The organism is Natronolimnohabitans innermongolicus JCM 12255 (genome assembly GCF_000337215.1).
Classification (GTDB): Archaea; Halobacteriota; Halobacteria; order Halobacteriales; family Natrialbaceae; genus Natronolimnohabitans; species Natronolimnohabitans innermongolicus.
Window position 1 is genome coordinate 93,560 of sequence record NZ_AOHZ01000002.1, and the last position, 19,932, is coordinate 113,491.

The 19,932-nt window shown below is 67.9% G+C and carries 20 protein-coding genes; 11 read left to right on the forward strand and 9 right to left on the reverse strand.

What is annotated here, in order from left to right; genetic code table 11:
* Nucleotides 1-84 precede the first annotated feature (84 nt).
* Both C493_RS00445 and C493_RS00450 read right to left on the reverse strand, forming a co-directional pair.
* Complete coding sequence (locus C493_RS00445) at nucleotides 85-1,464, reverse strand: hypothetical protein (protein ID WP_007257407.1); 1,380 nt, start codon at nucleotides 1,462-1,464, stop codon at nucleotides 85-87.
* A complete protein-coding gene (locus C493_RS00450) occupies nucleotides 1,461-2,249 on the reverse strand; it encodes a hypothetical protein (RefSeq protein ID WP_152421068.1) in 789 nt (262 codons plus the stop codon). The genes C493_RS00445 and C493_RS00450 overlap by 4 nt, the downstream gene beginning before the upstream one ends.
* Before the next feature lie 120 nt (nucleotides 2,250-2,369).
* Between C493_RS00450 and C493_RS00455 the strand changes: the two genes are divergently transcribed.
* The gene (locus C493_RS00455; RefSeq protein ID WP_007257409.1) at nucleotides 2,370-2,558 is read left to right on the forward strand and encodes a DUF7550 family protein; all 189 of its coding nucleotides are present in this window, start codon (nucleotides 2,370-2,372) and stop codon (nucleotides 2,556-2,558) included.
* 31 nt (nucleotides 2,559-2,589) lie between these two features.
* Here the strand turns inward: C493_RS00455 and C493_RS00460 are convergent, their stop codons facing one another.
* Both C493_RS00460 and C493_RS00465 read right to left on the reverse strand, forming a co-directional pair.
* Nucleotides 2,590-2,817, reverse strand: coding sequence for a ribbon-helix-helix domain-containing protein (locus tag C493_RS00460; protein ID WP_007257410.1), 228 nt, complete (start codon nucleotides 2,815-2,817; stop codon nucleotides 2,590-2,592).
* A gap of 274 nt (nucleotides 2,818-3,091) precedes the next feature.
* The gene (locus C493_RS00465; RefSeq protein ID WP_049889049.1) at nucleotides 3,092-3,394 is read right to left on the reverse strand and encodes a hypothetical protein; all 303 of its coding nucleotides are present in this window, start codon (nucleotides 3,392-3,394) and stop codon (nucleotides 3,092-3,094) included.
* Nucleotides 3,395-3,802: 408 nt separating this feature from the next.
* On the opposite strand from C493_RS00465, the gene C493_RS00470 reads away from it, so the two are divergent.
* Nucleotides 3,803-4,438: a sulfite oxidase-like oxidoreductase gene (locus C493_RS00470; RefSeq protein ID WP_007257412.1), complete on the forward strand. Its 636-nt coding sequence runs from the start codon at nucleotides 3,803-3,805 to the stop codon at nucleotides 4,436-4,438.
* Between the two features lie 16 nt (nucleotides 4,439-4,454).
* Here C493_RS00470 and menD read toward each other — a convergent pair whose 3' ends face one another.
* From menD to C493_RS00490, 4 genes are all read right to left on the reverse strand, one after another.
* Nucleotides 4,455-6,251: a 2-succinyl-5-enolpyruvyl-6-hydroxy-3-cyclohexene-1-carboxylic-acid synthase gene (gene menD / locus C493_RS00475; RefSeq protein WP_007257413.1), complete on the reverse strand. Its 1,797-nt coding sequence runs from the start codon at nucleotides 6,249-6,251 to the stop codon at nucleotides 4,455-4,457.
* Between the two features lies 1 nt (nucleotide 6,252).
* The gene (locus C493_RS00480; protein ID WP_007257414.1) at nucleotides 6,253-7,599 is read right to left on the reverse strand and encodes an isochorismate synthase; all 1,347 of its coding nucleotides are present in this window, start codon (nucleotides 7,597-7,599) and stop codon (nucleotides 6,253-6,255) included.
* 126 nt (nucleotides 7,600-7,725) lie between these two features.
* A complete protein-coding gene (locus C493_RS00485; protein ID WP_007257415.1) occupies nucleotides 7,726-8,811 on the reverse strand; it encodes a J domain-containing protein in 1,086 nt (361 codons plus the stop codon).
* Between the two features lie 350 nt (nucleotides 8,812-9,161).
* Nucleotides 9,162-9,518 (reverse strand): amphi-Trp domain-containing protein, encoded by a 357-nt coding sequence (locus C493_RS00490; protein ID WP_007257416.1) that lies wholly within the window; start codon nucleotides 9,516-9,518, stop codon nucleotides 9,162-9,164.
* 204 nt (nucleotides 9,519-9,722) lie between these two features.
* Here C493_RS00490 and C493_RS00495 point away from each other — a divergent pair, with 204 nt between their 5' ends.
* The 9 genes from C493_RS00495 to C493_RS00535 all read left to right on the forward strand — a co-directional run bounded on the left by C493_RS00495 (nucleotide 9,723) and on the right by C493_RS00535 (nucleotide 19,353).
* On the forward strand, nucleotides 9,723-10,613 hold the full coding sequence (locus C493_RS00495) for a 1,4-dihydroxy-2-naphthoyl-CoA synthase (protein ID WP_007257417.1): 891 nt from the start codon (nucleotides 9,723-9,725) through the stop codon (nucleotides 10,611-10,613).
* A gap of 329 nt (nucleotides 10,614-10,942) precedes the next feature.
* Nucleotides 10,943-12,199 carry a DUF7405 family protein gene (locus tag C493_RS00500; protein WP_007257418.1) on the forward strand — a complete coding sequence of 419 codons (1,257 nt, stop codon included), beginning with the start codon at nucleotides 10,943-10,945 and terminating at the stop codon, nucleotides 12,197-12,199.
* Nucleotides 12,200-12,321: 122 nt separating this feature from the next.
* On the forward strand, nucleotides 12,322-13,608 hold the full coding sequence (locus C493_RS00505) for a DUF7350 domain-containing protein (RefSeq protein ID WP_007257419.1): 1,287 nt from the start codon (nucleotides 12,322-12,324) through the stop codon (nucleotides 13,606-13,608).
* Nucleotides 13,605-14,243: a cohesin domain-containing protein gene (locus C493_RS00510; protein WP_007257420.1), complete on the forward strand. Its 639-nt coding sequence runs from the start codon at nucleotides 13,605-13,607 to the stop codon at nucleotides 14,241-14,243. Before C493_RS00505 ends, C493_RS00510 begins: the two co-directional genes overlap by 4 nt.
* A gap of 157 nt (nucleotides 14,244-14,400) precedes the next feature.
* Nucleotides 14,401-15,342 carry a 1,4-dihydroxy-2-naphthoate polyprenyltransferase gene (locus C493_RS00515; RefSeq protein ID WP_007257421.1) on the forward strand — a complete coding sequence of 314 codons (942 nt, stop codon included), beginning with the start codon at nucleotides 14,401-14,403 and terminating at the stop codon, nucleotides 15,340-15,342.
* A gap of 1 nt (nucleotide 15,343) precedes the next feature.
* Entirely contained in the window at nucleotides 15,344-16,438 is a 1,095-nt protein-coding gene (locus tag C493_RS00520) for a mandelate racemase/muconate lactonizing enzyme family protein (RefSeq protein WP_007257422.1), read from the forward strand.
* Nucleotides 16,435-18,045, forward strand: a complete 1,611-nt coding sequence (locus tag C493_RS00525) for a class I adenylate-forming enzyme family protein (RefSeq protein ID WP_007257423.1) — start codon at nucleotides 16,435-16,437, stop codon at nucleotides 18,043-18,045. The genes C493_RS00520 and C493_RS00525 overlap by 4 nt, the downstream gene beginning before the upstream one ends.
* Nucleotides 18,046-18,111: 66 nt before the next feature.
* Nucleotides 18,112-18,930, forward strand: coding sequence for an NRDE family protein (locus tag C493_RS00530; protein WP_007257424.1), 819 nt, complete (start codon nucleotides 18,112-18,114; stop codon nucleotides 18,928-18,930).
* 72 nt (nucleotides 18,931-19,002) lie between these two features.
* Nucleotides 19,003-19,353, forward strand: coding sequence for a helix-turn-helix transcriptional regulator (locus tag C493_RS00535; protein ID WP_007257425.1), 351 nt, complete (start codon nucleotides 19,003-19,005; stop codon nucleotides 19,351-19,353).
* A 160-nt stretch (nucleotides 19,354-19,513) separates the two neighbouring features.
* Here the strand turns inward: C493_RS00535 and C493_RS00540 are convergent, their stop codons facing one another.
* Nucleotides 19,514-19,927, reverse strand: coding sequence for a hypothetical protein (locus C493_RS00540; protein ID WP_007257426.1), 414 nt, complete (start codon nucleotides 19,925-19,927; stop codon nucleotides 19,514-19,516).
* Between the last annotated feature and the right edge of the window lie 5 nt (nucleotides 19,928-19,932).

A 19,932-nucleotide genomic window follows, 5' to 3' on the forward strand; every position in this document is an offset into this window, starting at 1 on the left:
CCGGTGGCGCTCGTCCCGATCCATGTCCGACTCGAGCGTGCGCGTGCGCGTTCGTCAGAATCGAACTCGAGCGGCCGCAGCCGCCTACAGCAGTCGCGACCGAACCGCCTCGACGCCGTCGGGTAGCGCCTCGAGGCGAGCGCGCAGTTGCACGTAGTCTTCGAACTCGCCGTGCAGGGACACGGTTCGGCCGAGATCGTTCGCCGCCGCGCGCGCCGTCGCGTCGTCGGTGCGCTCGAGGGACCGAAGCGTCTCGTAGCGGACGTGCGCGCCGGGGGACGGCCCGTCGATCGATTCGATGGCGGACTCGGCGGCGTCGATCGCCGCTTCTCGCTCGGCGCGAATCTCGGCCGCGCTCTCGAGTTCGTCGAGCGATCCGTCTTCGATTCGCTCGCGGATGCGTTCGAACGCCCGACGTCCCGTCTCGAAGCGGATCGCGGCGTCGATTCCCGCACCGAGCCGTTCGTCCGCGTCCGCGTCGAACAGGTCGTCTCGAGCCCGCTCGGCCGGTCGACCCGCCGCGTACAACACGTTCTCGAGTTCCGAACCCTCGAGGTCGGCGGGACGAGCCGCGTCGAACCAGTCGCCCTGGGGTTCGCCGAACGCGCTCGATTCGACGCGGTCGATCGTCTCCTCGATCGTCGCCTCGAACGCGGCTGTGTGATCGGTCGAATCCTCGAGTTCCGCGTCGTGGCGCTCGTCGAGGTGATCCCAGACGTCGGCCGTCGCCGCGGCGAACTCGAGGTCGCCGGCGGCCGAGCCGATATTGGTAACGTCGTCGTTCGAACTGACTCCCCAGCGGCCGAGCCGTCGGTCCACCTCGGAGAGATCCGCTTCGCGACGGCCGTAAAACAGCGCGGCGCGGAGTCGCTCGTCGGTGCCGTCGTCGCCGCGGTAGGTTTCGACGCCGCGTCGGTCCGCGAGCCGAGTGGAGACGGTCGCGTGTTCGGCTTCCAACTCGTCGGCGACCGACGGGTCGTCGATCGCGGCGACGGCGATCGCGGCCGCGCGGGCGTCGTCGCGCGCGTCGCGCGTCGTTCGGAGCGCGTGGTACAGCTGCCCGTTCGTTTCCGCTTGTCCGTTGTGCTCGTCGACGCGGGCTTCGACGTCGTCTCGCCGTTCGCGGGCCGCGTCCCGGTCGTCCACGATCGACTCGCGAACGACGCCGTTGGGGATCGCCTCGGCGTCGAGCGGCTCCGGAAGCGCCGCGAGCAGTTCGTCGATGTCCTCGAGACCGTCGCTCACGGCGTCGTCCTCGGGGTTTACCGGCACTGGCGGCTCGACGGTCGGCGCGTCTTCCGTCAAGACGACTCGCGCGTCGGCGGCGGTAAACGACGGATGCGTCTCGCCGTCGTCGCTGATCCAGGGAATCACGGTACAGCCCGCGAGCGCGACGGTACCGAGCGTTCCAGCGGCTGCGAGAAATCGCCGTCGACCACGGCTTCGGTCCCGGGGGTCGGTCATCGCCGATCACCCGTTCGTTCGTCGCCGTGCTCTCCATCGTCTGCGCTATCATTCTCACCGTTCCGTCCGCCGCCGTTCCCGCCGCCATCCGCACCGTCGCGCTCGTCGTCGTCGTCCTCGCCACTCGAGTCCGTTTCGTCCCAGACTCGATCCGGACAGGATCCTGATTCACCGCCACCGCGCCTCGAGGGACGATCACTGTACGGTCTGTCGACCCGGATGAAAAACGCCTGCATCTCCGTCGCATCGGCGTCGCATGGCGCTGTCGCCGGCTGTAACTCTCGACAGTACTGCGTTCGAAACTCGTCATCGCGCGCCGAGACGCTCACCAGCGCCCGGCGATAGCAGTCGTCGATCCGTCGCTGCTCGACCACGACCGTCTGTGACTCGAAGTCGGTCGTGTCGACGAACGCTCGCGCGTCGTCGACGCCGTCGCCGTCGTAGTCGATGCAGAGCGACTCGCCCGCCGCTTCGTCCGTGACGAAGACGGTCGATTGCGCTCGCGCTCTGGCGGTCGGACTGTCGTCGTATTCGGCTTCTTCGGCGTCGTCTGCGCTCGAAAAGACGAACGGCATCTCGCCGGGCGCCCGCACGGAGACGTATTCGAGATCGTCGCTCGCCTCGTACGGTTCGCTGGAGACGCTCTCGTCTGCGTCACTGGAGGATTCGTACTCGATCCCCTCGATCGCCTCGACGCAGCCGGCGACCGACGCGGAGAGACAGCCGCCGGTGGCGGCCAGCAACCGTCTGCGCGATATATCGGTGGTGTGGGGAGTGGAGGGCATTACTCGTGTCATACTGGTCATTCGATAAGAACGTTCTGGAGCGCGAAGGCGCTCGAGTCCGCGGGCCGGACGGCGTCGCGTGTAGGTGATTTTATGGCACTGAATCGGCTACATCGAGGTATGGCAGACGATACTGAACCCGCGGCCGACCAGGACTCGGCGGCCGACGTCGGACACGACCTCGAGGCCGAACGAACGACCGCGCCGATGAGCGACTACTCCGGCCGCGCGGTCGGGATCGGCGCCCTCGTCGCGCTGATCGGCATCGCTATCGTGTTCGGAATCCCGCTGGTAGCGATGGGTCTCTGACGCGGTCGCGCGCGATAACGGAAATACGGGATTAGAAGACGTACTCGTCGTCGTGGCCCATCATACCGTCGTCTTCGAGGCCAGTTCCGCCGGCTGTTCCTTCCTCTTCGTCCATCGGTCCGCTCGTCTTGTAGGCCTTGATCCCTGTCGAGAGCAGGTCTTCGATCGCCTCCTCACGATTGACGAACTCGCCGCGTTCGACCATCTGGGCGATCTGCATCTCGAGGTGTTCCGGGATAGTGATCTCTACTTTCGGCATCTGATTCGGCTTTCGGCGAGGGGGTATTTAGGTTTGACGGGGACACCATCCGACGAGAACGACCGCCGCCGACGCCATGGTCACGAGATCGGTAGCCGCACGACTCGACGGCGTCTCAGCGACTGTCGAAACGACCGACGCGAGAAGGCGGCCGCGTGGTCGTACTCGGCACGAGAGTTGTTATTCTGGTGGCGATACTGGGATCGGCGCGTCGACTCCGGGAGCGTCCAGAGTCTCGGGTCTCAGGGTTCGAATACCGCGTCTCGAGCGTCGGTTATCGGTTCCCCATCATCGAGTCGAGCGCGTTCTTCAACGACGTTCCCGGCTGCGTGATCGTCTCGAGTTGGCGGCGCATCTTCCGCTGGTTGAAGTAACTCGCGAACGCGAGGATCGTCGGCGGCCACAGGCCGATGAACGTGCCGAGTTCGCGTTCGCCGCGGATGAAGAAGTAATACAGCGAGAGACCGACCGAGGCGGCCGACGCGATAAACGCCGGCCCCATCGCTTCCTCGCTGACTTCCTCTGCTGCCTGTCCCGAGACGTCTCGTTCCGTCATCTGTTGCTGTCTACTCGCCATACACGACAAGCATGGCCGAGACCGTACTAAGGGATGGCGAGGGTTTCGAGGGGAATCCCCCGACTTGTGACGCCGGGCTAACCCTTCCGCTCCGTTTCAGCCGATTCCGCGTCCCGGTAATACCGACTTGCGTCGCTGCACCGTTCCGTTCGAGCGAGTAACGGGCAACTGGTCGGTCCGTTGTCGAAGGTTGTGGATACGCGGTGAAACCCTACTGAATCGGTGAGTGACGCCCTGTACCCACGCTTCCGGAGTCGAATAGACCAGACGGCTCGAGAACACGCCCTCGAGCAGTCTGTAGACCGTCACCGCAGTTTCGATCGTCGGACAGCGACGCGGACCGATACGCGAGCGGCGCGCCGCTCGTTTCAGTGGCTACTATACGCCCGCACGTGCGTACGGACCTGTATGACCGGTACGACCGATGACGACGCGATCGACGCCGCGGACGACGTAATCGACACCACGTCGCTCTACCGCGAGTTCGGCGACGACCGCCTGCCACCGGGACAACGCGAGACGTCCGAGTTTCCGGTGCTCTCGAAAAGCGGTACGCCGGCCTGGGACCCCGAAAGCTGGGAGTTCACCGTCACCGGCGCCGTCGACGAGGAACTCGCGTTCTCCTGGGAGGAGTTTCGAGAGCTGCCGAGCGAAACCCAGCGACAGGACTTTCACTGCGTAACGGGCTGGAGCAAGTTCGACTGTCCGTTTACGGGCGTTCCGTTCCCCGTCCTCGCGGAACTGGCGGGCGTCAGCGACGACGCGGTCCACGTCATGTTCTCCGCGCTCGACGGCTACACGACCGATCTCCCCCTCGAGGACTGCATGCGCGAGGAGGTGCTGTTCGCGTGGGGGTACGACGGCGAGCAACTGCCCGCGGACCACGGTGGGCCGCTCCGGGTCGTGACGCCCCACAGGTACGCCTACAAGGGCGCGAAGTGGGTCGACGGCGTCGAGTTTCTCACGGAATCCGAACGGGGATACTGGGAGCGACGGGGCTACTCACAGACGGCGAATCCGTGGGAGGAAGAACGATACAGCTAGGGAGGTCGGCTCTCCGTCACTCTCGAATCGCGTCGCGGACGCGAGCGGCGAGCGCGTCCCGTCGCCGGTGGTTCGCCTCGGAATCGAACTCGAGGGCGAGCACCTGCGTGCCGTCGGTCGCGAGCGAGCGCTCGTAGGCGTCGGCGAACTCGGCCGGGGTGACGCGTTCGAACTCGAGGCCGTAGAGGTCGCCGAGCGCGTCGAACTCGAGGCCGTGGGGCGTCTTGAACTGGTCCGTAAACGGCGGCTCGAACTCCTCGATCGGAAGCTTGTGGAAGATGCCGCCGCCGTCGTTGTTCAGGAGGACGATCGTGGCGTCGACCCCGCAGCGCTCGACCGCAAGCAGACCGTTCGCGTCGTGATAGAAGGCGAGGTCGCCGGTGACGAGCACGAGCGGTTCGTCGGTCGCGCTCCCCGCACCCAGCGCGGTGCTGGTGATGCCGTCGATGCCGCTGGCGCCGCGATTGGCGAGCACGGTGAGGCCGGCGTCGCGCGGCCGGCCGAAGCGGTCCGCGTCACGAATCGGCATGCTGTTCGAGACGAAGACGGTCGCCGGATCGGGCGCGCGCTCGAGAACCGCGGCGAGGATCGCGCCCTCGAAGGGCTCGGCCTCGAGCGCGTCGGCCTCGAGCGCCGCGTTGCGGACGCGCCAGTGGGTCCGTTCGGCCGCGTCGAACTCGGCGAGCCACTCCTCGTTCGGGTCGGCGTCCTCGTCCTCGAGTCGCTCCTCGAGGCCCGCGAACACGGCGTCGGGCGAGGCCGCGAGCAGGTCGGTCGCGGTGAACGTCGCCTCGCGCCAGGCGCCCGCGGGATCGATGACGAACTGGCGCGCCTCAGCGTCGCGAAGGAAGTGACGTAGCGGCTTCGACGTCGGCGACGCGCCAACTCGGAGGACGACGTCCGGCGCCGACAGCGCGTCGACGTAGCCGTCGTAGCCGCCACGGACGACCGTCCCGTCGCCGTCCTGGCTGCGGTCGCGGTCGACGTGCGAGCCGAACCGGAGACCAGAGAGCGGATCCGCGAGGATCGGCGCGCCGACGCGGTCGGCCACGTCGACGACCGTCACGGGGTCGAGTCGTCCCAGATCGGCCGGGTCGGCCGGTCCGGCGACGATCAGCGGCCGATCGGCCGTTCTGAGCGCCTCGAGGAGCGTCTCGTACTGTTCGTCCGCGAGCGTCTGCGTCCCCGATTCGGTTTCGACGAACGCGCCCTCGCGGCCGCGACCGGCGAGCGTCTCGGCGAAGTCGTCGGGGACGGCGCCGTCGACCTCGAGGGGCTCGAGGGGTTTTCGGAACGGGCAGTTCAGGTGTACCGGGCCGGGTTCGGTCCCGGTCGTCTCGCTCAGCGCACGCGCGGCGGTCGTCCGGAGGGTACGCACCTTTCGCTCGTCGGCTTCGGGGTCGGGGAGTTCGGCGTCCCAGCGGACGGCGTCGCCGTAGAGTTTGACCTGATCGACGGTCTGGTTCGCCCCGCTGTCCCGGAGTTCGTGGGGTCGGTCCGCCGTGAGGACGAGCAGCGGAACGCGGGCGCGGTCGGCCTCCATCACGGCGGGGTGGAAGTTCGCCGCCGCGGTGCCGGAGGTACAGACCAGCGCCGTCGGCTCGCCGGTTCGGCGGGCGCGTCCGAGCGCGAAGTACGCCGCCGAGCGCTCGTCGAGATGAGAGTAGACGTCGATCTCGGGATGGGCGGCGAAGGCGACCGTCAGCGGCGTTGACCGGCTGCCGGGGGCGATACAGACGGCCTCAAGGCCCCCCTTTGCGAGTTCGTCGACGAGCACGCGCCCCCACAGCGTCGCGCGGTTCGGTGCCGACATGCTAGTCGAGTTCGTCGAGGATCGGTCGGAACTTCAGCTGTACCTCGTCCCATTCGTCGTCGGGATCGCTGTCGGCGACGATGCCGTTGCCGGCGAAAAGCGTGACTCGCTGATCCGTCGCGACGCCGGAGCGGAGGCCGACGGCGAACTCGCCGTCGCCGTCGCCGTCGAACCAGCCGACCGGGGCCGCATACCACCCGCGATCGAACGTCTCGACGTCGCGGATCGTTTCCCAGGCCGCCGCGGGCGCCACGCCGCCGACCGCCGGCGTCGGGTGCAGCGCCTCGACGAGTTCGAGCACGTGTCGGTCGTCCTCGAGCGTCGCCGAAATCGGCGTCCGGAGGTGTTGAATGTTCGCCAGCCGTTTGACCGTCTGCTCCTCGACGGTGAGTTCGGCGGCGAGGGGCTCGAGCTGGTCCGTGATCGCCTCGCCGACCAGCCCGTGTTCGTGCTGGACTTTCTCGCTGTCGCGCATCTCGTCGGCGTAGGCGTCGTCTTTCTCGGGCGTCTCGCCGCGGGGAACCGACCCCGCGAGGGCTTCCGTCTCGACGCTGTTCCCGCGCTTCGAGACCAGCCGCTCCGGCGGCGCACCGAAGAACGTCCCGCCGGTCTCGCGGCCGATCAGGAAGCGATAGCAGTTCGGATACCGTCGTCGCAGTCGCTCGAGGATCCCGGGAACGTCGATCGGCTCCTCGAGGTCGACCGACAGCGATTGGGCGAGGACGACCTTCGTCAGGTCGCCGCGATCGATCCGCCCGAGGGCGGTCTCGACCTGATCGGCCCAGTCCTCGCGCGAGGTGGGACGGTGAGTTGCGGCGATGCCGGGGGTCGTCCCCGAGGGTTGCATCGACGGCAGGTCGGCGATGCGATCGGTCCAGCGGTCGAGTCGATCGGCGGTCGCCTCGGCCGTCTCCCCGACGGCCGTCAGCCACGTGCCCTCGTCGCTGCGGACGACCAGCACCCGCGGAACGACGAACGAGGCCGCGTCGAAGCCGGTCCACGGCTCGGCTGGCTCGTGTCCGTCGTGAAAGGAAACGCCGCCGAACGCGCGCGGACGGGCGATGTGCGGGCCGTCGTGGTCGAGTTCCGCGAACGTCTCGTCCGTCTGCGCTCGTATTCGGTCGAACCGGTCGCCGCCGCTGGCCGTCGCTCGGGCCGCCACGCCGCAGCCGACGACCTCGAGGCCGTCGGGCGTCGTCCACAGCACCCGCGAGCCGTCGGCGCCGTCGACGATCGCACCGAAGGAAACGTCCTCGAGTTCGCGGCTGTCGCTTACGAGACCGGTCGTGCCGTCGGTTGGGGAGCCGGCCGTCTCCGTCAGCCGCTGCTCTCCCGACGATCGATCCATTGCTCCCTGTTCAGGACCGCCGCGTCTTCAGCCTAACTATCCCGGTCCCTGTAACGTCACGAACAGGTTCAGTGTACAGTCGTGGGGCGCTCGCACGGTTCCCGTCCCGTCGCTATCGCCGCTTGGTCACGGCCGAAGCGCCCACCAGAGCACGAGCGCGTAGCCGAACGGCACCCAGGCGAACGCGAGCGCGAGCAGACCGATCATCGATCCCGCTGAAACGGTCTCGAGTCGGTCGAGTCCGAACGGGAACAGCACGCTCCAGGTTCCGAACAGCGCGGCCGCGACACGGGGCTTCGTGAGCAGGTAGCCGATCACCCCCAGGGTACAGGCGGTGACGATCGCGTTCGCCGCGAGCGGAAACGCCGACGTCAGACTCGAGGCGACGAACACCGGATAGAGCAGCCAGCAACAGCCGATCGCCGTCGTGCTCGAGTAGGTGAGCGGTCGCCCTTCCCACTCGAGTTCGACCTCGCCGTCCCAGTCGTGGACGGCGTACCGAAAGCTCGAATTCGACTCGTCGGGGGCGGCCCGGCCTCGAGTCGCGGCTCGGGTACGGTCGCCCCCGGTTGTCGCGCCGGTCGTTCCCGTTTCCGCTCTCGTCGCCGAGCGCGCGCCGGTCGCGGCTGTACCAGCACCGGCACTGGCGCCGGTACCGATACCCTCTCCCGAGCCGCCATCGCCCGTGCTCTCACCGCCGGCCGCCCACGCGGCGGCCCGCTGTCGCGCCCGTCGGCGCTCGCGCCGGCGCTGTCGGTCACGCCGGCGCTGTCGGTCACGATCGTCCCGCGCCTGCGTCCGCCCGCGGGCCGTTCCGCCTCGAACTCCGCCGGTTTTGGACCCGGACTGGGACTCGTTCGCCGACTTCGTTTCCGCCTCTGAATCCGGATCCGAACTCGCGTCCGTTCGCGGGGAACCGTCGCTCGAGGTCGACCGCGAGGGGGAACTCGAGTCATCAGGCCCGCTCGAGCCGGCGGTCGTCCCTGCAAGACGCACGTAGGAGTCGTGGCCGAGTCGGTCGTAGCGGGCGCGTTCGGCTCCGTCGGTGAGCACCGATTCCGCGGTCGAGACGCGATCGAACTGCTCGGCGGCGTCGGGCGCGTCGTTGTGATCCGGATGGGTCTCGAGGACGCGCTCGCGGTAGGCCGAGCGAATCTCCTCGCGGGTCGCGTCCGACTCGACCCCGAGGACGTCGTAGTACGTCTCGCCCATCGCTCGGTCGATATGTAATCTGGAGTGAAAATAATGTCGGCTGTGCGTCGGTCGACGAATGTGTCGGCTCACCGAGTCCGACGACGGCGTCGTCCCTCGAACAAATATACGCTATATCGATATACAGAATTGGTGATGCTCCCCTCGGTGAACATCTCCGGCGATGAAACGAAAGCGACTCACGGCGAATCGACTCTCTCTCGTTGCAACGTGGATCGACCGTTGCTCCTCTGTCGCCGCTGGTCCGGATCCGATCGCTTCCGCAGCGCTCTCGAGGGCGGTTTCGCGGACGATTTTCGTTTCGGTCGTCCGCGTCGTCGGGTACGTCAGCGGCGACTCTCGGATGTCACCTACTCGACCTTCGGCCCGGTCTCGTCGGTTCGTCCGGGTAACTCGAGTTCGATCTCGAGCTCCGGCTCGTCCACTCCCTCGAACTCGATCTCGAGGGAGACGGGATCGCCGAAGGCGAAGGGGAGCTCCCACCCGCCGTCGTCGTCGCTGATCGTGAGTTCGTCACCCTCCTGGAGCTGTTCGCCGAGCGCGACGAGGAACTCCCCGGCGTCGCTCGCGTCGAGGCGGTACTCCTGTTCGAAATTTCGGCCGGCGCGGATGGTCGTTCGCTCCGCGTCCGCAGCGGTCTCGGTTTCGCTGCCGTTGCCGTCGTCGGTTGCAGTGTCGGTCTCGGAGTGGTCGTCGTCGGGTACCATCGGTCACAGACACGACGTCGACGCGGATGACGTTCCCGGTCGGTGGCCCGGTGGATGTGCTATCGGTCGCTCGAGGAGTGACGGCGATCGCACCATACGGTGTGTCGCAGCGCGAGTTCGTGTCTGTGGCACGCGGAGCGCGGGACGCGGGACGCGACGCGCGACGCGAATCTATTTCACGGCCCGCCGACCAAACACGAGCCAATGGTTTCGGAATGCTTCGACGCCGAGCAGTGGGAGCCGGCCGCCCTGAACGACGAGTTCGACGACATCACCTACCACCGAGCGGTCGACTCCGGAACGGTTCGAATCGCGTTCGACCGCCCCGAGGTTCGCAACGCGTTCCGGCCCGGCACGGTCGACGAACTGTACGACGCGCTGGACCACGCCAAGCGCCAGACCGACGTCGGCTGCATCCTGCTGACGGGCAACGGGCCGTCGCCGAAAGACGGCGGCTGGGCGTTCTGTTCGGGCGGCGACCAGACGATCCGCGGCGAGGACGGCTACCAATACGAGGGCGACGAGGAGCGCGCATCGGAACAGGGACGACTGCACATCCTCGAGGTGCAGCGTCTGATCCGTCACATTCCGAAGGTCGTCGTCTGCGTCGTCCCCGGCTGGGCCGTCGGCGGCGGTCACTCGCTGCACGTCGTCTGTGACCTCACGCTCGCGAGCGAGGAGCACGCGAAGTTCCTCCAGACCGACCCCGACGTGGCGAGCTACGACGCCGGCTTCGGCTCGGCCTATCTCGCCAAACAGATCGGCCAGAAGAAAGCCCGCGAAGTCTTCTTCCTCGGGAAGACCTACGACGCCGAGGAGGCCGCGGAGATGGGCATGGTCAACGAAGCCGTCCCCCACGACGAACTCGAGGAGACCGCCCTCGAGTGGGGCGAGCGCATCAACTCCAAGAGCCCGACGGCGATGCGGATGCTGAAGTACGCGTTCAACATGACCGACGACGGCATGGTCGGCCAGCAGGTGTTCGCCGGCGAGGCGACCCGACTCGGCTACATGACCGACGAGGCCGCGGAGGGCCGCGACGCGTTCGTCGAGGGACGCGATCCCGACTTCGACGAGTATCCCTGGCACTACTGATACGGGCTGCTGTACCGGTTTCTTGGCGCAACCGCAAGGTGGGCCGCGGTTGCGTCAGAACGACGTACAGTAGTCCGTATCGGGTGGGCTGCTGTACCGGTTTCTCGGCGCAACCGCGACCCGCGATTCGAGTCGCTCACCGCGCCTCGAGCGCCAAAACTCAGAAATATTCTCCGCTATCTACGACATCGACGTCGATCGCCGGCGATGGTGATCGGACCGAAACCGCCATGACCACCACGATATCCGTCGAATCGTGCGATCACCGGTGACGGTAGATTCGGTCCGAAGGGCAATGCTTTGGGGTTCGCGTCCCTGAGTGGCGACCAGTGACCCTCCCCGATCGGTCCGCGCTGTCCCGGCGCGACTACCTCCGCGCACTGGTAGCCGTCGGCGGCGCGACCGCGCTCAGCGCGTGCACGTCCGAAAGCGACGAGGTCGAGGTGCCGACCGGCACCGACGACCCCGAGTCGCTGCCGGAGCGCCAGCACGCCTGGAACGAGGCCCTCTCGCGGGACGACGACGGGAACGTCAGTCCGCCGGAACACCACGTGCTGGTCGCGCTGTCGCTTGCGAGCGAGCCGACCGACGAGGTCCGTGAGCGAGTCGAGGACGCGTTACAGACCCTCGAGCGCGCCTACGAGTGGAGCACCGAGGGACTGCTCTTCACGCTCGGCTACACGCCGGCGTACTTCGACCGGTTCGACGGGGAGCTCCCCGAATCGGTCGACCTTCCGGAGCCGACGGCCATCGTCGGCGAGGTCGACGAATTCGACGAGTTCGACGCGTTACTTCACCTGGCCAGCGACCACTCGCAGGTCGTCCTCGAGGCCGAGGAGGGGCTGTTCGGCGAGCACGACGAACTGAACGGACTCGCGGTCGAGACCGACCTGACCGGCGTCTTCGAGCGCGTCGACGAGCGTCGGCGGACCGGGTTCGTCGGCGAGGGGCTGCCCGCCGAACACGCCGCCCTCGGCGGCGTTCCCGATTCGGTTCCCGACGACGCCCCGTTCTTCATGGGCTTTCGCTCGGGGTTCGACGAGAGCCAGGCGACCGAGGATCGGGTGACGATAGACGACGGCCCCTTCGTCGACGGGACGACCGAACACGTCTCCTCGATGCGGATTCAGCTCAGTCAGTGGTTCGATCAGGAGAGCCACGAGATGCGCGTCGCGAAGACGTTCAGTCCGGAACACGCCGACGACGAACTGGTCGGCGAGGTCGGCGAGAAGCTGTCGACGTCGACGGCGCTGACGACCGAGCGCATCGAGGCGACCGAAGACGACGCCCGCAGCGGCGTCGTCGGCCACGCCCAGAAGGCCGCTCGAGCCCGTGAGGACGGAGAGCCGTTGTTGCTGCGACGGGACTTCAACACCGTCGACGGCGACGAGCCGGGGCTTCACTTCCTCTCGCTGCAGGCGGAAATCGACGCGTTTGTTCGCGTACGCGAGACGATGGAGGGCGACGACCTCGGCCTGCCGTCGCTGAACAACGGCATCACGGGCTACATCTTCCCCGACCGACGCGGGAACTTTCTGGTGCCGCCGCGCTCGCTTCGGGCGTTGCCTCCGCCGGATCCGGGCTGAGTGCCGGCCGAGCGAGCGAGACGAGACGTCCCTGACGAGGACCGACGAACGACGACCACCGCCGACAACCGATCGACGACCACCGACCACCAACGACCGAAACGCACACGACAATACCACAGATGCAGGACAACGACATCGACCGACGAACGGTACTCGCGCTTACGGGAACGACCGCCGGCACACTCGCGCTCGCCGGCTGTCTCGGCAACGGCGACGATGACGACGAGAACGGGGACGAAGACGACCGAACCGACGAAAACGGCGACGACGCGCCAGCAGATCTCTGGGAACCCGTCGAGGATCCACCGGACGCGGTGTACGTGCCGACGCATCGCGAATCGATGATCATGCTCGAGTCGCTCGACGCTGGCGAGTACCGAATCGCGCCGATGCTGTCGTACCCGCATTCGTTCTGGACCGTCGCCGGCAGCGACGTTAGTCGGGAGCTTCCCGAGGACATGAGCGGCGTCCACATGATGTTCTCCCTCTGGGACCCCGAGACCGACACCGTGCTCCCGGCCAATATCGGCGCATCGATCGAAGTCTTCTACGAGGGCGAGCGGGTCGACCAACGCGACTCCTGGTCGATGATCTCTCAGGAGATGGGCTTTCACTTCGGCGACAACGTCTCCCTCGAGGAGGACGGGACGTACGAGGTCGAGGTCGATCTGCCGGCGCTGTCGGCCCGAACGACCGGCGATCTCGAGGGGCGATTCACCGACGACGAGACCGTGTCCTTCGAGTTCGAGTACGATCAGGCGTTCCGAGACGACGTCTCCGACGTCACGTGGATCGACGAGGACGAGTGGGGCGACCGCGGCGCGCTCGAGCCGATGGACCACGGCGGCCACGACGAACACGGCGAGCACGACGAACACGGCGAACACGGAAATCACGACGACGAACATGGCGAACACGAGCACGGCGAGCACGACCACCATCACGTCCCCTACTCGCAGTTGCCCGCAGTCGACGCGTTCCCCGGCACGCTCCTCGTCGAGGCGGACGGCAACGGCGAGCCGCCCGCGGAGACCGACGACCTCCCGCGAAGCGGCGACGCCGCGGTCCTCGCGACGCTGCTCGAGTCCGACTCCCGACTCGCCGAGGACGGCCGCTATCTGCTCGTCTCGCCGCGGACGCCGTACAATCGCGTCCCGCTACCGGAGATGAGCCTGAACGCGACGGTCGAACGCGACGGCGAGACGGTCCACGACGCCCTCGATCTCGAGCAGACGGTCGACGACGAGTACGGCCACCACTACGGCGCGTCGCTCGCGGAGGTCGAACCGGGCGATACGGTCACGCTCGAGATCACGGCGCCGCCCCAGATCGCCCGCCACCAGGGGTACGAAACGGCGTTCCTCGAGATGGATCCGATCGAACTGACGGTTCCGGAAACCCAATGACTGGACCGACGCGAACGGCGCTCTCCGCCGTCCTCGCGGTCGCACTCGCCGGCGTCCTCGTCGTCGGCCTCGCTGGATCAGCCGCCGCCATGGACAGCACGATGACTCTTCGGTTCGATCCGAGCGACCTCGAGGCCGAGAACGGCGACGAGGTGACGATCGATCTGGTGGCGAGCACCCACGGGAACCTCGTCGGCAACGGTATCGTCGCGCTCGAGTCGACGATCGAGTACGACTCGGACGTGCTCACCGTCACCGATGTCGAACACGGGCCGATGCTCGCCGCGGGCGACGACGACGCCGAGGTCGACGGCACCGAGGAGATCGACGACGAGGCCGGCGCGGTGACGATCGAACAGGAGCGCGTCCCCGAGGGCGACGGCGCGAAGGCGACCGAGACCGCGGCGACGCTCACGTTCGAGGTCGCCGACGACGCGCCGTCGACGAACGAAACCCTCGAGATTACGGACTCCTCGGCCATGTATCCGAGCGGCTACTCCCTGAACGCGATCGAGCGCGAGGGGTCGATCGAGATCGACGGCACCGACGACGGCGACACCGTCCCCGGCTTCGCGCCGCTTGCAGCGCTCGCCGCGCTCGCAGCGACCCTCTGGCTCGTCGTCCGTCGCGACTAACGCCAGTTTCGTGTGCGTTCGGCCTCGAGCGCATCGAGTTCGTCGGACGATTGCGATGCGATTCGCGTCGCCGTCGATTCCGTCCGCGTCTCGCCGACACGATCGCCGACCGCAATGCCAACGTTGACACGGACGCAAGTTGGACACTCGAGCACCAATGAGTACGGCCGAGGTCGATATCTCGCGGACGAAAGCGTGGGTGATGGCGGCGCGCCCGCAGACGCTGCCCGCCGCCGCGGCGCCGGTGATCGTCGGGACGGGACTGGCGATCTACGAGGGCGTCTTCGCCCCGTTGCCCGCGCTGCTGGCGTTCGTCGGTGCGGCGCTGATTCAGATCGGAACGAACTTCGCGAACGACTACTACGACGCGATCAAGGGCGCGGACACGGACGAGCGCGAGGGGTTCACCCGGGTCACGCAGGCGGGGATCATCTCCGCCGAGCAGGTGAAACTGGCGACGCTCGTCACCTTCGCGCTCGCGATTCTGACGGGATCCTACCTCGTCTACGTCGGCGGCCTGCCGATCCTGGTCGTCGGCCTGGTGAGCGTCTTCTGCGGCTGGGCTTACACGGGCGGTCCCTACCCGCTCGGCTACCACGGACTGGGCGATCTGTTCGTCTTCGTCTTCTTCGGCGTCGTCGCCGTGATGGGGACGTTTTACGTGCAGGCCGCGGCGGTGCTCGCGGAGCCGCTCGCGACCTCCATCCCCGAGGGAACGGTCACGCGGGAGGCGTTCCTTGCCAGCCTCCCGGTCGCCGGCATCTCGACGGCCATCCTCGTCGTCAACAACGTTCGGGACATGGAGACCGACACCGACGCCGGCAAGCGGACGCTCGCGGTCCGCATCGGCTACCGCTGGAGCCGCGTCCAGTACGTCGCCATGCTCGCACTCGCCTATCTGACGCCGCTGTGGCTCTGGCTCGGCGAGGGATTCGGCCCGGGCGTCTTGCTCCCGCTGCTCTCGGCGCCCTACGCCGCGGTGATCACTCGTACCGTCTGTACGGGAACCGACGGCGAAGCGCTGAATCCGGCGCTCGAGGGCACCGGCAAACTGCTCGCCCTTTACGCCGTCCTGTTCGCCGCGGGGGTGGCCGTCTGAGATGGTCGACGACGCATCTCCCGAGTGGAACCTCGAGCTCGAGTACCGGCCGTTCTCGCTCGAACTCGAGACGCCGCTCGAGACCGCCGACGGGACGATCGAGCACCGGGAGGGGTTTCTGGTCAAGCTGACCGACGTCGCGGGCGACGACGGGTCGGACACCGTCGGCTACGGCGAGGCCGCGCCGTTGCCGGGCTGGACCGAGTCGCCGGCCGACTGCGAGGCCGCCCTCGCGCGGGCCAAGGAGGCCGCCCGGGACGGGCCGAACGAAGCGCTCGAGGCGGTCGAGGAGCAGGTCGCGGCGAGACACGCCGTCGCGCTCGCGCTCGCTGACCTCGGGGCGACCCGCGAGGCGACGCCGCTGTACCGTTACGTCGGCAAGGGGCCGATGATCGGCCGCGTGCCGGTCAACGCGACGATCGGCGACGGCTCGCCGGGCGAGACGGCCGGCGCCGCGACCGACGCCGTCGATCGGGGCTTTCAGTGCTGTAAGCTCAAGGCCGGCCGACGAACCGTCGCGGCGGACGTCGAACGCGTTCGCCGCGTCCGTGACGCCGTCGGCGACGACGTCGAACTCCGGGTCGACGCCAACGAGGCCTGGACGTACGAGGAGGCGATGCGAGCGATCGAGGAGTTCGCGGCGCTCGACGTCGCGGTCCTCGAACAGCCGCTGCCCGCCGGCGCGCTCGAGGGCCACGCCGACCTCCGGGAGGCCGCGGCGGACACGCCGGTCTCGATCGCGCTCGACGAGGGCGTCCTCGAGCACGGCGTCGACGCGATCTGCGAGACGAGGGCGGCCGACGCGCTCGTCCTCAAACCGATGGCGCTCGGCGGAATCGACGTCGCTCGGAAGGTCGCGGCGTGGGTCCAGGAGCTCGATCTGACGCCGATCGTGACGACGACGATCGACGGCGTCGTCGCCCGGACGGGCGCGGTCCACCTCGCGGCTTCGATTCCGGACGTGCCGGCCTGCGGGCTCGCGACGGGCGAGTTCCTCGCGGAGGACCTCGGTACCGACCCCGTGCTCATGGAGAAGGGCGCGGCGGTCGTCCCCCAGACGAAGGGGCTCGGCGTCGAGGGGGTGTGGGAGGCGTGACGGGCGGGGCCCTCGAGTGGCCCACGCGGGATCTGGTCTCCCACCGCGTCGCGACGACGCCCCAGCGGACGGCCCTGATGGACGACGAGACCGGTCGAACCTGGACGTTCCGGGAGCTCGACAGGCGGGTGGATCGGGTTGCGGCCGCGCTCGAGTCTCGCGTCGGGAGCGACCTGCGCTCGACCCGAATCGCGCTCCTGATGGACACCAGGCCGGCCTTCGCCGTGTGCGTTTTCGCGGCGATGCGGACCGGAGCGGCAATCGTTCCGCTGAACGTCCGCGAGACCCCGGCCGAACTGCGCGGGACGGTCGACCGAACCGAGCCCGCGGCGCTCGTCTGTGAGCGCGAGACCGAACCAGCGGCGCTCGAGATCGGTCGGGAGCCTCCCGAGTCGATCGGTTCGCTCCCGGTTCTGAGCGTCGACGAGCCCGAAACCGACGCGGTCGACGAACTCGCGGTCGAGCCGTCGTCGGACGAGGCGCCGGCGGTCGATCCCGTTCCCCTCGAGCGCTCGGACGAGCTCGTCGTCATGTTCACCTCCGGAACCTCGGGCGAGCCGAAGGGCGTCCCGCTGACGGTCGAAAACCTCGTCTCGAGCGCGACGGCCTCGGCGTTCAGGCTGGGCGTCGGGCCCGACGACCGCTGGCTCTGCTGTCTCCCGATGTACCACATGGGCGGGCTCGCGCCGGTCGTCCGGTCGGCGCTGTACGGAACGCCGGTCGTCATCCAGCGGACGTTCGACCGACACGAGACCCAGCGCGTCCTCGCCGAGTACGACTGCACGGGCGTCTCGCTCGTCCCCACGATGTGCAAGCGCCTGCTCGAGGCCGGCTGGGAGCCGGAGCCCGACGACGCGCTCCGGTTCGTCCTGCTCGGCGGCGCGCCGGCGACGAGCGAGCTGCTCGAGCGCTGTCGGGCGGCCGACATTCCCGTGCGCCCGACCTACGGAATGACCGAGACAGCCTCCCAGATTGCGACGGCGACGGCCGACGAGGTCGCTGCCCACGACGGAACGGTCGGCCAGCCGCTGGTCTGTACGGACGTGACGGTCGTCGACGAGGACGGCGAGCCGCTTCCGCCCGGCGAAACGGGCGAACTCGTCGTCTCGGGTCCGACGGTGACCCCTGGATACCTCTCCGAGGCGGTGACGGCGGACCGATTTTGCGAGTACGGACTTCGGACCGGCGACATCGGTCACCGGGATTCTGACGGCCGACTCTGGGTTCTCAACCGCCGCAGCGACCGGATCGTCACCGGCGGCGAGAACGTCGATCCGGGCGAGGTGCTCGAGGCCCTGCGCTCGCACCCGACCGTGGACGACGGCGCCGTCGTCGGCCTCGAGGATCCCGAGTGGGGCGAACGCGTCGCGGCGCTGGTGGTCCCCGACGAGAACGACTCGGGACGCGGCGACCGCGGCGACCTCGAGTCGGGGATCGACCTCGAGTCCCTTCTCGCCCACTGCGGGAATCGACTCGCCGGCTTCAAGCAACCGAAGACGGTCGGCGTCGCCGCGTCGCTGCCGCGGACCGCGTCCGGAACCGTCGATCGCGAGGCGGTTCGAGCGCAGTTGCTCGAGGACGGGGTCGACGTCCCGAACTCGACGTAAGTCTCTCGAGGAGCGCTCCCTGCGCGCCGGGCGGAAGTTAAGACGATCGCGTCCTAACGACGAGTCGTGTGTACACTGACGCTCGCCTGGCAGGTCTTCGACGAGGTGCCGGTCGCCGTCGCGGCAAACCGCGACGAGTCAGTCGACCGCGAATCGCGGCCGCCCGCCGTTTACGACGAGAAGCCGCTGGTCGTCGCCCCGAGTGACGCCGAAGCCGGCGGCACCTGGATCGGAGCCAACGAACACGGTGTCTTCGCCGGGATCACGAACCGCTGGACCGGGGCGGACCTCGCCGGCGAGCGCTCCCGCGGACTGCTCGTCGCCGACGTCCTCGAGGCGACCTCCGCGGCGGAGGCGGGCTCGATCATCGAGGCAGCGGTCACCGAAGACGAGTACGACGCCTTCTACCTCGTGGCTGCGGACGAGTCGAACGCCTACTGTTACCGCTGGGACGGCACGCTCTCGCTGACCGAGTTCGAACCCGGCGTCCACGTCGTCGTCAACGTCGCCGTCGACGACACCGTCGACATTCCGGCCGTCAGACCCGACATCGCCCGCGAGCAGGCCGCCAACGCGCGGGCGGTCCGCGAGGAGCTGGCAGTCCCGACCGACGCCGACGGAACGACGAGCGAATCGGTCGACGACTGGCTCGAGCGAGCCGGCGACATCCTCGGGACCCACGAGTACGGCGTCTGCATCCACCGCGGCAGCTTCGGGACGCGCTCGTCGTCGCTGCTCGCCGTCGGTCCCGAGCGACTTCGGTACGCGTTCGCGTCCGGCCCGCCCTGTGAAGCGCCCTACGAGCCGGTCGCCCTCGAGCACCTCGACGAACTCGAGGGCGGGGGCGAAGGGGATTCGGGATTCGACGTCGAAGGGCAAGTTTAAGCGGCTCGCTCCATCTCTTACGTACATGGACGCACTCCTGGCCCTAGCGACGAGTACGGAGAGGTGGTCACCGTGAGCGTTTCTCCCGCCGAAGCCGAACTCTCCGACGCCGAACGCGCCGGCCTCGAACTCGTTCGCGAGACCGGTGGCATCCACCAGAGCGACTTCTGGAAGGAACTGGACGTCTCCTCGCGGAAGGGCAGCCGGATCGTCGAATCGCTCGTCGAGAAGGAACTCGTCGACCGAGAAGAGACGGTGTACGACGGCCACAACACCTACTACATTTCGCCGACGGCCCGGGATCTCGACTTTACGCTCCTGATGGCCGGCGACATGCTCTCGCCGTTTATCGGCGAGGAGGAGGTCGACCCCAACAGCGACGCCTTCTCGCAGTGGATCATGAACCTCGCCTACGAGGAGTAGTCGGCTCGAGCACCGCTCGATCGGTCGTTTTTACTCGTCGTCTTCGCTCGGTGCGAACCAGACGAGCGCCCAGTACTGGAGGCTAAAAAGCAGTATCGCCATCAGCACGACGACCGCCATCGCGAGCGTTTCGGCCATCGTGATCGAACCGGGACCCGCGTCACTCGTAGGGATCGAACCGCTCGATCAGCACGAACGGATCGCGTTCGCGGTTGTAGTGGGAAACGTCGCCGTCGATGGCTTCGATGAGCCGGCGGTGAACCTCGCGTGCGGCCCGGCCCTCGTCGGGCTCCAGGTGGTGGCGGCCGCGCATATCGTTCCAGAAGCCGCCGTCGAGCCAGAGTAGCGTTTCGTCGTTCGACTGAAAGACGACCTCGCCGTCGTCGGTCAGTCCCTCGATGGCGAGTTGTCGCCCCGAAAGCTGGGCCCGTGCGAGGACGGCCACCAGCTGGCGCCGAGATACCGGCGCGTGTAGCGCGACGTCGTCGATCGTCTCTCCGAAGTATCCCTCGACGAGATCGCACGCTCGAGAGAACTCGTCGAACTCGACTTTCTGATCTTGCGTGATTTTCATTGTTG